The sequence below is a fragment of the Porticoccaceae bacterium LTM1 genome, assembly GCA_030252795.1.
Taxonomy (GTDB): Bacteria; Pseudomonadota; Gammaproteobacteria; order Pseudomonadales; family Porticoccaceae; genus SCSIO-12696.
In genome coordinates, this window is the sequence record CP127080.1 from 120778 (window position 1) to 135273 (window position 14496).

The 14496-nt window shown below is 53.3% G+C and carries 11 protein-coding genes; 8 read left to right on the top strand and 3 right to left on the bottom strand.

Translation table 11 applies throughout. From position 1 onward, the window contains the following. The first annotated feature begins 143 nt into the window (after positions 1 to 143). Positions 144 to 1640 (top strand): exopolyphosphatase, encoded by a 1497-nt coding sequence (ppx, locus tag QP938_00605; protein WIO74435.1) that lies wholly within the window; start codon positions 144 to 146, stop codon positions 1638 to 1640. 8 nt (positions 1641 to 1648) lie between these two features. On the opposite strand, the gene ppk1 is transcribed toward ppx, so the two are convergent. Continuing rightward, the gene (ppk1, locus tag QP938_00610) at positions 1649 to 3766 is read right to left on the bottom strand and encodes a polyphosphate kinase 1 (protein WIO74436.1); all 2118 of its coding nucleotides are present in this window, start codon (positions 3764 to 3766) and stop codon (positions 1649 to 1651) included. A 186-nt stretch (positions 3767 to 3952) separates the two neighbouring features. On the opposite strand from ppk1, the gene QP938_00615 reads away from it, so the two are divergent. Both QP938_00615 and QP938_00620 read left to right on the top strand, forming a co-directional pair. After that, positions 3953 to 4168 carry a SlyX family protein gene (locus QP938_00615; protein WIO74437.1) on the top strand — a complete coding sequence of 72 codons (216 nt, stop codon included), beginning with the start codon at positions 3953 to 3955 and terminating at the stop codon, positions 4166 to 4168. A 183-nt stretch (positions 4169 to 4351) separates the two neighbouring features. Then, positions 4352 to 5716, top strand: a complete 1365-nt coding sequence (locus QP938_00620) for a leucyl aminopeptidase family protein (GenBank protein WIO74438.1) — start codon at positions 4352 to 4354, stop codon at positions 5714 to 5716. 68 nt (positions 5717 to 5784) lie between these two features. On the opposite strand, the gene QP938_00625 is transcribed toward QP938_00620, so the two are convergent. After that, positions 5785 to 8457, bottom strand: coding sequence for an EAL domain-containing protein (locus QP938_00625; protein ID WIO74439.1), 2673 nt, complete (start codon positions 8455 to 8457; stop codon positions 5785 to 5787). A gap of 108 nt (positions 8458 to 8565) precedes the next feature. Continuing rightward, positions 8566 to 9558 carry a serine/threonine protein kinase gene (locus QP938_00630; protein ID WIO74440.1) on the bottom strand — a complete coding sequence of 331 codons (993 nt, stop codon included), beginning with the start codon at positions 9556 to 9558 and terminating at the stop codon, positions 8566 to 8568. 183 nt (positions 9559 to 9741) lie between these two features. Between QP938_00630 and gcvT the strand changes: the two genes are divergently transcribed. The 5 genes from gcvT to QP938_00655 all read left to right on the top strand — a co-directional run bounded on the left by gcvT (position 9742) and on the right by QP938_00655 (position 14481). Continuing rightward, positions 9742 to 10833 carry a glycine cleavage system aminomethyltransferase GcvT gene (gene gcvT, locus QP938_00635; protein ID WIO74441.1) on the top strand — a complete coding sequence of 364 codons (1092 nt, stop codon included), beginning with the start codon at positions 9742 to 9744 and terminating at the stop codon, positions 10831 to 10833. Between the two features lie 72 nt (positions 10834 to 10905). Beyond that, the gene (gene gcvH / locus QP938_00640; protein WIO74442.1) at positions 10906 to 11295 is read left to right on the top strand and encodes a glycine cleavage system protein GcvH; all 390 of its coding nucleotides are present in this window, start codon (positions 10906 to 10908) and stop codon (positions 11293 to 11295) included. A 141-nt stretch (positions 11296 to 11436) separates the two neighbouring features. Further along, positions 11437 to 12627 carry a class I SAM-dependent rRNA methyltransferase gene (locus tag QP938_00645; GenBank protein WIO74443.1) on the top strand — a complete coding sequence of 397 codons (1191 nt, stop codon included), beginning with the start codon at positions 11437 to 11439 and terminating at the stop codon, positions 12625 to 12627. Positions 12628 to 12651: 24 nt separating this feature from the next. Continuing rightward, complete coding sequence (locus tag QP938_00650) at positions 12652 to 12879, top strand: DUF1653 domain-containing protein (protein ID WIO74444.1); 228 nt, start codon at positions 12652 to 12654, stop codon at positions 12877 to 12879. Positions 12880 to 13074: 195 nt separating this feature from the next. Continuing rightward, the gene (locus tag QP938_00655) at positions 13075 to 14481 is read left to right on the top strand and encodes a PhoH family protein (protein ID WIO74445.1); all 1407 of its coding nucleotides are present in this window, start codon (positions 13075 to 13077) and stop codon (positions 14479 to 14481) included. The last annotated feature ends 15 nt before the right edge of the window (positions 14482 to 14496 follow it).

Here is a 14496-nt window from a genome sequence, read left to right on the forward strand (position 1 = left end):
AGGTGGCCGAAGCCGGCAGCGTTGATACAATGCGGGCGATAATAACACCCGCGGTCCCTGCTGAACAACGGTGTCAACATATGGTAGTGGACCTGTAATAGTCTTTAATATGGGTTAGCTCTTTATATTTCAAGGCATCGATAGTGGAACAACAAAACCAACCAACAACTCTGGCCGCGGTGGATCTCGGTTCAAACAGTTTTCACCTGATTGTGGCTCGTGAGGAGCACGGGGAAATCAGGCCCATTGAAAGGATTGGCGAAAAGGTGCAGTTGGCAGCCGGAATTGGCAAGAAAGGGAAGTTGTCCGCTGAAGCAATTGGTCGAGGCCTCTCCTGCCTGGCGCGCTTTCGCCAGGTCATCGACAGCCTGCAGCCGGATATGGTGCGGGTTGTGGGTACCAATACCCTTCGTGCCGCAAAAAACAGCAAAGAATTTACCGTGCCCGCCGAAGCGGTGCTGGGCTGTCCGGTGGAGATTATTCCTGGTCGTGAAGAGGCGAGGCTGATCTATCTGGGAGTTGCCCACACCCTGGCTGACGATGAGCAGTCGCGGCTGGTGGTGGATATCGGCGGTGGCAGTACCGAGTTTGCTATCGGCCAGCGCTTTGAACCCAAGCGCCTTGAAAGTCTGCACATGGGGTGTGTCAGCTATATGAAGCGCTTTTTCGACGATGGAAAAATCACCGAAAAAGCGTTTCAGAAAGCCGTTGAGGCAGCCAGCCTGGAGGTGCTCAATATTCGCGATGCCTATCGGCAGATGGGCTGGCAGGAATGTGTCGGTTCATCCGGAACACTGCTGGCAGTTCACCAGGTATTGCAGGAGCAGGGCTGGGCTACTGAGTCAATAACACCGGGCGGACTCGCCAAACTCAAACAGGCTGTGTTGGCAGTCGACTGTATGGATAACCTGGATTTTCCCGGCTTGAAAGAAAATCGTCGCACGGTATTTCCGTCCGGGTTGGCGATTACCTGTGCGTTGTTTGACGTGCTCGGCATAGAGAATATGACAGTCTCCAATGGCGCCCTGCGTGAAGGGGTTGTGTACGACATGATCGGCCGCCTGCGCCATGAGGATGTGCGTGAGCGAAGTGTCAATGCCCTGATGCAGCGTTGCGCGGTAGATGACAAAGTTGCCGGGCGTGTCGAACAGATGGCCGGGCAGTTGTACGAATTTGTTTGCGACAGCTGGAAACTCAATCAGGACGACCAGATGATGTTGTGCTGGGCAGCGCGATTGCATGAAATCGGACTGACCATTGCTCATAACCAGTTTCACAAGCACGGTGAATACCTGATTCACAATTCCGACCTGCCCGGCTTCTCGCAGCGGGATCAGCAGGTGCTGGCACTGCTGGTGCGCAGTCACCGCCGCAAGCTGCCAATGGATCTGTTTAAAGAATTACCCAAAAAGCGCCGCTCGGCTTTGCTGAAAATGGCCATGCTGCTGCGCCTTGCAGTGCTGTTCAAATACGTTGCCCAAGAAGAGGGGGAGCCGGAGTTTACGGTTTCGGCTGAGGGCAAAACCCTCAGCCTTAATTTCCCGCTCGACTGGCTGTCGCGACACCCATTGACCGCCAACGAACTGGAAAATGAAGCGGAGCTGATCTCCGACTCGGGGTATCAGCTCCACATTCGTTGACGCTGGATTTAACCGGAAAACAGCTCGAGCAATTGCTGTTGGGATGAGCTGGCCGGTTCGTCACCGGCCGGAGCCAGTCTCAAATAAGTTCCATCGGATTGCAGTTCCCAGCTGAAGGTGTTGTCATCCAGGTAGCAGTTCAGCTCATCCATAATGCGATTGTGCAGCTTATGATTCTCTACCGGGAAAGCGATCTCGACGCGATGTTTGAGATTGCGCTCCATCATATCGGCGCTGCCGCAGAACAGCTGCGGTTGAGCATTTTCAAAGTAATACACGCGGGAGTGTTCCAGAAAGCGGCCGACAATCGAGGTGACGCGAATATTTTCGGAAACTCCCTCAATACCGGGGCGCAGGCAGCACATACCGCGAATGATCAGGTCGATTTTGACTCCGGTCTGACTCGCCTTGTACAGCTCCTGAATAATGCCCTCATCGGTGAGGCTGTTGAATTTCATAATTATCCGCGCCGATTTGCCTTCCGCGGCTGCAGCTGCCTCGCCGCGAATCATGCGTGTGATTTTCTTGCGCAGGCTAAACGGAGCACTCAGTAAACGTTGTAAACCTTCCGCACGACCCATGCCGGTGAGCTGCTGGAAAATCTTATGAACATCACTTCCCAGCTCTTCGTCGCAACTGAGCAGGCTGTAGTCGGTATAAACACGGGCGTTCCCCGAGTGATAGTTGCCGGTACCCAGATGCACATAACGGCGCAGTTGTTTGCCTTCGCGGCGCACAATCAGCATGGTCTTGGCGTGAGTCTTGTAATTGACCACACCATAGGTGATTACCGCGCCAGCGTCCTGCAGGCGGCTGGCCAGCTGCAGGTTATCCGCCTCGTCAAAGCGGGCGCGTAGCTCCACCACCACAATAACCTCTTTGCCGTTACGGGCGGCTTCTACGAGGGCATCAACGATTTCCGAGCGGGCACCGGTGCGATACAAAGTCTGTTTGATCGCCAGTACATCGGGATCGCGAGCGGCCTGCCTGAGCAGGTCGATGATCGGGGTGAATGACTGAAACGGGTGCAGAAGCAGAATATCTTCTTTCTGAACAGCATCGAAAATGGTGGTTTCCGGTTTCAGCAGCGGTTTGGGTACGCCCGGAGTGATTGGCGGGAACAGCAGGTCAGGGCGGTCAACCTGATTCATCACCTCCATCATGCGGCCCAGGTTTACCGGACCGTTAACGCGATAGAGCTCGCTTTCGGTGAGGTTGACCTGATCAAGCAGAAACTCCACCAGCTCCTGCGGACAATCGTCAGTTACTTCCAGGCGAATGGCACTGCCAAAACGGCGTGAGTGCAGTTCACCTCGCAGTGCACGGGCGATATCTTCCACCTCGGCGGCGTTCAGGTCGAGGTCGGCGTCGCGGGTCAGGCGAAACTGGTAACAGCCAGTGGCGGTCATGCCCGGGAACAGCTCTCCGATGTGGGCGTGCATCATCGACGACAGGTAAACAAAGTTGTCACCGCCATCGCAGAGTTCGTCGGGAACGCGAATCAGTCGCGGCAGGGAGCGCGGTGCTGGCACAATGGCACGCTTCATCTCGCGGCCAAAGGCGTCGGTGCCTTCCAGCGAGACGATAAAGTTGAGGCTCTTGTTGGCCAGGCGCGGGAATGGGTGTGCCGGGTCGAGCCCAAGTGGACTCACCACCGGCTGAATCTGGGTGCGGAAATAGTCCTCTGCCCAGGCGGCGATTCGATCATTCCAGACTTTGCGTTGCAGGAAGCGCACACCCTGTGCATTCATCGCCGGAATCAGTGTCTCGTTGAGAATCCGGTACTGCTTGTCGAAACCCTCGTGACAAAGCAGGCTCAGCTGCTTGAGCACTTCCTGGGGGTGAATGCCGTCCAGCCATACGCTTTCGCGGGAAAAACTGATTTGACGTTGCAGGCCGGCCAGCCGAATCTCAAAAAACTCGTCCATGTTGCTGCTGAAGATCAGCAGAAAACGCAGTCGCTCCAGCAGCGGATAGTCCTCATTCAACGCCTGCTCCAGTACACGCAGGTTAAACTGCATCAAGCTGTGGTGACGATTGATATACAGTTCCGGGCTGTTGAGGTTGATGTCAGCCAGCTCCTCATGGAGAGGCGTCACATTGCTGGGCAAAGTGTCTTGGGACATGGGTCGTTCCGTGAGAGAAAAATGGACAGTAATGCTGTCAGAAGTTTATGACAGCTGTTATACAGAATAGACCCTGGTCTTGAATAGCAGCCAGTTAAAACAATTTCATCATTGATTCACCAAACGATTGCCGTCGGCTACCATGGGCGCGAATTTGAATATGGCAGAGCCAGGCTAGAGGCAAAGATGGATAAATTTGAAATTCGAATAGAAGAGCTGGAAACCCGTAGCGCCTATCAGGAAGATACGATTCAGGCGCTTAATGATGTGGTGGTCAAACAGCAAGTCCAGCTCGATAAGTTGCAACGATCACTGGAGACATTGGCCGAGAGATTGAGGGAGGCGATGACAGGGGACAGCTTTGACGATGCCCGTGACGAACCACCGCCGCCGCACTACTGATAGTTAATCCAATTCTTTTTTTCGGTTGCTCGATGATTTCGAGGCTCCTCAATTTGGAGTATCAGCCACTTACTTACAGAGAGACGGGCTCTTTCTCCAGTTACCACGCCGCTTGGGTCGGGGAGGTATCCCCGATATACTGGGCGACTCGTTTTACTCCTATTGGAATACGGTATCCACACTATGAACACGCTTCTGATTGCCGGTGATCACGGCACGCCACTGACTTTGGTTGAAACCAGCAACTACGACAACTGGTTTGAGCAGCAGCCCGAGGCGCTGCAAAACTGGCTGGCCAGCACTGAGTTCAAGGGCAAAGGTATGAGCCTGGTGCCCGGAGAGGACGGCGTTCTCAATCAGGTAGTGGTGGGTGTTCCAGCGATCGACAATCACTTTATCTGCGGAGATCTGCCCAACCAGCTGCCGGTGGGTGATTACAGGCTGGATGCTGAGGAAGCAACCCTGAAAATGGCCGCGTTCAGCTGGGGTATGGGTGCCTATCGTTTTGATCGCTACAAAAAAGCCGACTCACAGGAGCGCCCGCAGCTGGTTCTGCCAACTCAGGAACTGGTGGACGAAGCCAACAAGCTGGTGCTGGCGACTGCACTGGTACGCGATCTGGTGAATACTCCGGCCGCGGACATGATGCCGGAACATCTCGGGGAGACCATGGAAAACCTGGCCAAGGAATTTGGTGGCCAGGTGAAACAAATTGTGGGCGACGAGCTGTTGGCGCAAAACTACCCGACCATTCACGCGGTAGGTCGTGCCAGTGTCCATGCGCCGCGTTTAATTGATCTGCATTGGGGGGATGAGTCCCACCCGAAAGTGACCCTGGTTGGCAAGGGCGTTTGCTTTGACTCCGGAGGTCTGGACATCAAGCCGGGCGTTGGTATGCGGCTGATGAAAAAGGATATGGGCGGTGCCGCTCATGTGATTGGCCTTGCCCGCCTGATTATGTCTCACAACCTGCCAGTGCGTCTGCGAGTGTTGGTGCCGGCAGTGGAAAATGCGATTGCGGGCAATGCCTTCCGTCCCGGCGATGTGATCACCACCCGTCAGGGACTGACTGTGGAAGTGGACAATACAGATGCGGAAGGCCGTCTGGTGCTGTGCGATGCACTGACCGAAGCGTGCGAGGAGAAGCCGGAGATGCTGGTAGATTTCGCTACTCTGACCGGTGCTTGCCGCATTGCGCTCGGCACTGAGTTGCCGGGCTTTTTCACCGACGACGCTTCGCTGGCCTTTGACCTGATTGCTGCCGGCGACCAGGTGGACGATCCGGTATGGCACATGCCGCTGCACAAACCGTACAAGTACATGCTGGAAAGTGACATCGCCGATCTGGTGAACTGCGCCAGCGGACCGTTTGGTGGCGCAATCACCGCCGCTTTGTATCTGCAGGAGTTTGTTGGCGACGACATCCCCTGGGTGCATTTTGACATCATGGCCTGGAACAGCCGCAAGCAGTCTGGTCGACCAGTGGGCGGAGAAGCATTTGGTGTTCGCGCGACCTTTGAGGTGATCAAAGAGCGCTTTGCAGGTTAACTGTTCGTGTAAGAGTGATAGCGCAATAAAAAAGGGAGCAAATGCTCCCTTTTTTATTGGTTGGCTGATCAGGCATTTGCGTTTTCTGTTGCCGTTGCTGAATTGCTTATTCCGGTAATCATCTTTTTCATCTGGCGGGCATCTACCTGCAGCCACTCGGCAAACAGTTCCCCGTCCATCGGCTTTCCAAGCAGGTAACCCTGGCCCATATCGCAGTTGCGCTGTTGCAGATAGTGCAACTGGCCCTCGGTTTCGATGCCTTCGGCAACCACCAGCAAGGACATCTTTTTCGCCAGACTGATAATGGTGTCGGTAAGAGTGCTGGCGGATTCGTCATTAGTGGCATTGCGTACAAAGGAGCCGTCAATTTTCAGAATATCAATGGGGAAATTGTTGAGGTAACTCAGTGATGAGTAGCCGGTGCCAAAGTCGTCAATGGCAATTTCTACCCCGAACTCCTTGAGCCGGGAAAGTACGCTCATCGCCTGATCGGAGTTTTGGGTTAACAGGCGCTCAGTAATTTCTACGGTGATGGCAAGGTGGTTGGAGAGATCCTGAATAATCTCCATCCACAATCCCAGCGCGTTATCGCGGGCAGTAAACAGTCGCGGCGAGAGATTTACCGAGAGGCTAATGCTGTGGTCGAGCTTGGCGTTGAGGCGTCGAAAGTAAGCTCCGGCCTGCTGCAACACCAGTCGATCGATCTCGTTGATCATGCCGGTCTCTTCAGCCAGCGAGATAAAGTCGATGGTGGGAACCAGTGCGCCGTTATCAAACCAGCGCACCAGCGCCTCACACTTCACCACCTTACCGGTGCTGAGATTCATGATCGGTTGGTAATGTACATCCAGGGCTTTATCGGCAATCGCTGAAGAGAGTTTGTTGTGCAACAGGTGGCGACGCTCCGATTGGCGTTGCATTTCACTGGTGAAATAGTGCCATCCGTTGCGGCCTTCCTTTTTCACCTGGTACATGGCGTGGTCGGCGTTGCTGATCAGGTCTTCCGGCGTGTAGCCATCCTTGGGGTAGATGGAGATGCCAACACTGCCTGAACAGAATACCTGGTGGTTGAGAATGCTGTAGGGCTGGTTGATGACATTGAGAATTTTTTCTGCCACCGCAACCACGTCGTTTTTATGACCGGGATTGTCGAGTATCAGGGTAAATTCATCGCCGCTGTAGCGTGCCACGGTGTCAGAACTGCGCAGGCAGTTTTTGATTCGATTGCCCACTTCGCTGAGCAGCATATCTCCGGCTTTGTGGCCGAGGTTATCGTTGATTGACTTGAATTTGTCCAGGTCGAGAAACAGTACCGCCAGCTCCCGTTGTTCCCGATGGGCCTTGGCAATGGATTTGCTCAGGTAGCTTTCAAACAGGAAGCGGTTTGGCAGGCCGGTAACAATATCGTGAGTGGCCTGGTGCTGGATCATCTCGCTGAATCTCTTCTTCTCGGTAATGTCCTGAATCGCACCAACCACTTCGCTGACATGACCATTGCTTGAGATTGGGTTGCCTATCAGGCGAAGCCAGCGCAGCTCTTCGCTATCAGACATCTGCAGTTCAATATCAAACTTCCGTCCAGCGGTGATGGCTTCCTGAAGGTGATACTTGAGCGCATTGGCCTGGGAGGTATCAAACTTTTCGAGGATTTCTTCCAGGCTGCGAGCTGATTCTTTTTCGGACAGGTTGAGGATGCGGGTGGTTTGACGACTCAGGTGGGACAGCTCTCCGGAAGCGTGGATCTTCCAGCCCCCGATTTGGGCCAGCTCTCCAGCATCATTGAGTAGCTGTTCATTTTCGCGAATTGTTTTCTGGTATTTGCGAGTGTTCTGGATCTGTAGGTGGCGGCCCCGTAAAACCAGCAGATTGCCCAGTGCCAGCAAAATGGCTATTGAGCGCATGATCCAGATACTTGTTGGAGTTTGATTCCAGCCCATTAAAGGCCTGGCAGCGAGAGCCCATTTACCATCACCAACCGGTATGGATGAGTGAACCGCTCTCGGGTCGTCAAACACATCCGGATTGCCCCAAAAAATTTCACCGCTGGCACCAAGTCCGTCTCTACCGCGAATTGCAATGTCGATATCCAACTCTTCATCGGTTAAGCCCACCGAGTCAAACAGTGCATTTGCATCCAATGGGGCCGATACAATTCCCCAGAATTTCTCTTCGCCGGTCTCTGTGTCGGGAATAAAAACAGGTATGCGGCCGATGATGGCTTTCCCGCCCTGCACAATCTCCAATGGGCCTGCCACCACGATAGCCCGTTGTCGCTTGGCCTCCAGTACAGCGTCGCGCTGACCTGGTGTTGCCATATAGTCCAACCCTAAAGCGCTTCCATTGCCCTTGATGGGGTAAATCATCCGAATCACCATGTCTGGAGCGGCTGCAAGATTGATTAACATAGGATCCTGGCGAAATACCGCTTCAGCGTAGAGGGTGAATTCTGGCTGGGTGATATCGGGTTTAGTGGCTATGTGCGCTGCAAGGCCTCTGATCAGTGAGAAATTGGTGTTGATATTACTCACCATCTGGGCCGTTATTGAGCTCAGGTGATTGGAAACTTCCAGTTCAAGATCCTGGTTGTGTTCTTCGCGGGTAACGGATTCCAGTTTGTATTCGATCAAGCCTAAGGCGCTGAGCAGTAGCAGGCAGGTAGGCCAGGTAATTTCCCTGCGTACACAGAAGAACAAGCCGATCAAAACGACTAGAATGACAGTAATGAAAAAGAACAGGTTCATATTGTTGTATTCAGCCAAGTGTTCAAAATAGTAGCGACAACTATCCGCAGAAGTTTACCGTTCGCTCAACCTGCATAAAAAAATACAGTTTTAGAGTCCGTAAGAGCCCTAGGGTACGAGCCGCAAGGCAGGCTCCTGCAGCGCCGCTAATTGCTCACGCAGTTCGAGAATATGGTCCCCCCAATAGCGCGGCGTATTGAACCAACTAAACACTCTCGGAAATGCCGGGTCATCCCAGCGCCTTGCCAACCAGGCTGCGTAGTGCATGATTCTCAGGGTGCGCAGCCCCTCAATAAGTGACAGTTCTGCGGGGTCAAAATCACAAAACTGTTCGTACCCTTCAAGAATGTCGAGCATCTGGGCAGTTTGCTGTGCGCGGTCACCCGACAGCAGCATCCACAGATCCTGAATCGCCGGGCCAGATCTGCAGTCGTCGAAATCAACAAAGTTGGGCAGGTCGTCTCGCCAAAGAATATTGCCGGGGTGGCAGTCGCCGTGCAGTCGAATATTGCGAAAGGGCACGATATCAAACAACTGTTGCAGTTTGGCTATCAGATCCTCGCACAGGGTTCGGTAGCTGGTGGCAAGTTCAATGGGAATGAAATCGCTTTTGGTGAGGTATTCAAAGCTGTCGATGGCATACGATTGCACATCAATGCCCGGGCGGTGCGCGAAATCGCTGGCCTGTCCGGCGGCATGAATGCGGCCGAGGTAGCGACCGAGAATCTCCAAATTGTCGGGATTGTCGAGCTCCGGGGCGCGACCACCACGGCGCTCAAACAGGGCAAACCGAAAGCCGTGACATGACAACAGGGTCTCATTATTCGAATTCACCATTGGCGGAACCACAGGGATTTCGAGGTCAGCCAGCTCTCTGGTGAAAGCATGCTCCTCGAGTATCTGTGCATCACTCCAGCGCTCGGGGCGATAGAATTTGGCGATAATCGGCTGTGAATCCTCCAGCCCCACCTGGTAGACCCGGTTCTCGTAGCTGTTGAGAGGGTAGATGCGGGCATCACTGTGAAATCCCTGCTCTTCGACGGCATCAAGCACGCGATCCGGCGTTAATTCATCGTAGGGGTGCTGGAGATGGTTGGTCATGGCTGCAATCGTGTGATTTAAAAGCAGCCATTATGAACGCTGCCTATTAGTTGCGCGAGTGCCGCTTTGTAAGCTTTGCACTCAGAAACCGGGATTAACTTGCACGTTGGCTAGTTTTTGTGGGCTATAGCCGATAAAATCGCGCCACTTTGAAATAAGCAGAATGATATCGAGGCAATATCCATGGGAAATCGCACCGCACTGTTTGAAACACACCAGCAACTTGGTGGCAAAATTGTCGATTTTGGTGGCTGGGACATGCCGCTCAACTACGGCTCACAAATTGAAGAGCACAACGCGGTGCGTGAGAAAGCCGGGATGTTTGACGTCAGTCACATGACCGTGATTGACGTTGCCGGCGCTGACGCCCGCGCCTACCTGCGCAAGTTGGTAACCCATGATGTTGCCAAACTGGACGACAAGCCTGGCAAGGCTCTCTACAGCGGTATGCTGAACGAGCAGGGTGGTGTGATTGATGACCTGATCATCTATCACAACAGTCCTGTCGATTATCGTGTTGTTGTGAATTGCTCTACTCGCGAAAAAGATCTCGCCTGGATGAATAAGCAGGCAGAAGGGTTTGATGTAGCCCTGACCGAACGCCCGGAGTTTGCCATGGTGGCCATTCAGGGGCCGCAGGCAATTGAACTGACAAAAACTGTTGTCAGTCCGGCCGCAGCAGCCGCAATAGATGAGCTGAAGCCATTTGTGGCCAAGGACGTGGACGGCTGGTACATCGCTCGCACCGGTTACACCGGTGAAGATGGCCTGGAAATCATGGTGCCAGGTGAGCAGGCGGCTGATTTTTGGATGGCGTTGAAAGACGCTGGCGTTATGTCTTGTGGCCTGGCGGCGCGCGATACCCTGCGCCTTGAAGCTGGTATGAACCTGTACGGCAACGACATGACCGAAGAGGTTTCACCGCTGGAAGCCAATATGGGCTGGACTGTGACCTGGGAGCCGGAAGATCGCGACTTTATCGGCCGTGAAGCCCTGACCCAACAAAAAGCCGACGGTGTTCAAAACAAACTGGTAGGTCTGGTGTTCGAGGGACGCGGTGTACTGCGCGCTGGAATGCGCGTGGTTGCAGAAGGCGCCGGAGAAGGTGTTATCACCAGTGGTGCTTTCTCTCCAACGCTGGGGACTGCCATTGCCTTTGCTCGTGTGCCAAAATCCACGGGCGATGAAGTACAAGTTGAGCTGCGCGGCAAGTTAGCCCCGGCCCGAGTGATCAAGCCATGCTTTGTTCGTAACGGTGCCAAAGCATTTGACTAATTTTGCCAGTCAGCTACTTATTTAGCTGTTTGCTGGGTTAACGTTAATAAAGATTAGATAGAGGATAAAAAGATGAGCGAAGTAATTAGCGGCCTGAAGTACATCGCTTCCCACGAGTGGATTCGTGACGAAGGTGACGGCACTGTGACCGTGGGTGTTACCGACCACGCGCAGGAGGCCTTGGGGGATGTGGTATTTGTTGAGCTGCCGGAAGTGGGCAATACCGTGGAAGCGGGTGATGATGCCGGTGTGGTTGAGTCTGTAAAAGCGGCTTCTGACATCTACAGCCCGGTATCTGGTGAGATCATTGCTGTGAACGAAGATCTGGAAGACGCTCCGGAAACCGTTAACAGCTCGCCTTACGGTGACGGCTGGTTCTTCAAGATCAAGCTGAGTGATCCAGCAGAGCTGGAATCCCTGCTGGATGCTGATGCTTATCAGGAAGTGTGCGACAACGAATAAGCAGCCCTGGCTGGTCGGCATCGGCCAGTCCTGCTTTTTATGTTTGACGCATCACAGAAAAGCCGCCCCACAGGCGGCTTTATCATTTTTGGTTCACACTGTTAACCGGTAGTGAATAAAACAATCAACGAGAGATCAGTAATGACTGAACTGCGCATTAAGCTCAAACCTGGCTGTGACCGCCGTATTCGCGGGGGGCACCTGTGGGTATACAGTAACGAAGTGGATGTCGTTGCAACCCCGCTGAAAAGCCTGGAAGTTGGCGCCTGTGCAGTTATTGAGGATCATCGCGGTAAGGCATTGGGTGTTGCTACCATTAACCCCAACAGCCTTATTTGTGCTCGTATCTACAGTCGCGACCCCGAACAGTTGCTGGATGTAGAATTTTTGAAGCGCCAGTTGCAGTTGGCTATGGAGCGCCGCGAATCAGTTTACCCGCAACAATGCTACCGTCTTTGCTATGGCGATGCTGACGGTTTACCAGGCCTGGTGGTAGACCGCTTCGGCTGTTACCTGTCGGTGCAATTAACAACGGCAGGTATGGATCGCCATCGCGATCAGGTCACCGAGGCTTTGCTGGACGTGGTTCAGCCGCGCGGTATCGTATTCCGCAATCTCGGCCCGTTTCGCCAGATGGAAGGATTGCCCGAGTGTGTGGAGATTGGCTGGGGCGATGTGCCACAGATGGTGGAAATCGTCGAAAACCAAACTCTCTTTGAAGTACCACTACTGGATGGCCAGAAGACCGGCTGGTTTTATGATCACCGTGAAAACCGCGCTACCTTGCAGCGAATGTGCAAAGGAAAGTCTGTACTGGATGTGTTCAGCTATATTGGTGGTTGGGGAGTAGAGGCACTTACCGCTGGTGCAGAGTCTGCCATCTGTGTGGATGCTTCGCAGGATGCATTGGAAAGCGCCGAAAACAATGCGGCGTTGAACGGTGTCAGCGATCGTTTTCAAACCATTCAGGGCAAGGCTGCTGATGTACTTAAAGCGCTGGCTCAGGAAGGTCGTCAATTTGATGTTGTGGTGCTGGATCCTCCGGCATTTATCAAGCGCCGCAAAGACATCAAGCAGGGTGAAAAGGCCTATCACCAAATTAACCAGTTGGCGATGCGGGTTCTTAAGCCCGGTGGTCTGCTGGTGTCGGCATCCTGCTCAATGCATCTCTCTGACGAAATGCTGATGGACGTGGTGCGCCTGGCGGGCGCTCGCAGTGGTCGCCGCTTGCAAGTAATCGCGCAAGGAGGTGCTGGACTTGATCATCCAGTGCACCCATCCATTCCTGAAACTCACTACCTGAAAGCAATCTTTGCCAGGGATATGGGCTAATCACAATCGACTGGAATTACTTTAATGAGTACAAACATTACTATCCAGCCCGGTCGTTACCGCCACTATAAAGGCAACGATTACGAAGTTGTCGATGTTGCCCGTCACTCGGAAACCGAAGAGCTGTTGGTGGTATATCGCCCGCTTTATGGTGAACAAAAGCTGTGGGTGCGTCCGCTGTCGATGTTTACGGAAACGGTCGAGCGTGATGGTGAGCTGATCCCCCGGTTTGAATATCTGGAACCGATGTAATCCCTGTCATCAGGCTGTCGTTTAATTCGCATAATTTTTCGGTTGAGAGCTCAAAAAGTGATTTACATGTACTGATGACAGGCGCATAGTATTTCGCAAGCAAGCTCTAATTGGCAGGCTTCTGATTAACCACTGCCACCGGACAACCATAAGCCTGCCCGACTTCCAAAACGACAATAAATGGGAGAAGTGCTTATGGGAAAGCCCCAGCCCGTCGCGATGCCACCCCAGGCAGACCTGCCAACCCTCTACATCCTAGATACCAACGTCCTGATTCACGATCCAACTGCTCTGCTCAACTTTGAAGAACATCACGTCATCATTCCGATGACCGTCCTTGAAGAACTCGACAAACTGAAAAGCGGGCGTAACACACAGGCCGCAGATTGTCGGCAGGCGATTCGCGGGATTGACCAGATCCTCGGAGGAGCAACCTCGGCGGAAGTGGAAAAGGGGGTGCCGATTCGACGAGGGGAGCAGAGTGAACCTCTCGGCAGTCTCTCCATCCTGATGAGCCATGCCCCAGACAACGTTGCCATCCTTCCAACCCACCTCAACGACAACAAAATCATCAACGACATTTTCCTGCTCAAACAGAATCACCCCAACCAGAAAGTGGTGCTGGTCACCAAGGACATCAACATGCGCCTGAAGGCGCGTGGCTGCGGCATTGACTCCGAGGACTACCACAACGACCAGCTGGTCAGTGACATTGAGTTGATCAACAAAGGTTTTCTAGATTTTGAGGGCTGCTTCTGGGATCACATTGAATCAGTAGAAACCGAAGCGCGCGCTGGCTATGCCTTTCACAGGGTGCCACGCTGTGAGGTACTGAAAGACCTTTATTGCAACCAGTTCGTTCACGACGAACAGGGCTTTGTGGGCCGTGTTGCCGATATCGGCGACGACTATGTGGTGCTGAAGCAGTTCAGTTGCGAAGAGTTGTTAGGGCAGGAGGCCTGGGGGTTAAAACCGAGAGATATCTATCAGGCCATGGCGCTCAACCTGTTGATGGATCCGGATGTTCATCTGGTTAATTTAGTTGGCTCTGCCGGCTCCGGTAAAACCATTTTGGCGTTGGCGGCGGCCATCGAAATGACCGTGAATACCAAATTGTATCGTCGCATTATTGCCACCCGTAGCACGCAAGGCTTGGATGAAGACATCGGTTTCCTTCCCGGTACCGAAGAGGAAAAAATGGAGCCCTGGCTGGGTGCCATTACTGACAACCTCGAGGCACTTCACTACGATGATGAGGATTGCTCCGGCAGCGTCGACTACGTGCTTAATAAAGTGCCGCTGATGTTCAAGTCGCTCAACTACATTCGCGGACGCAGTTTCCAGCACAGCCTGATTCTGATCGACGAATCTCAAAACCTCACCCCGCACCAAATCAAAACCATTGTCACTCGAGCGGGTAAAGGCTCCAAAGTGGTGTGTCTGGGTAACCTTGCACAGATTGATACCCCGTACCTGAGTGCTACAAGTTCCGGCCTCACGTACCTGACCGAACGCTTTAAAGGTTTTGCCTACGGTGGGAATATACAGCTGCAAGGTGTGCCGCGTTCGATTCTGGCGGAGTATGCGGAGGCGAATCTGTAAAAGTTATTTAAATTA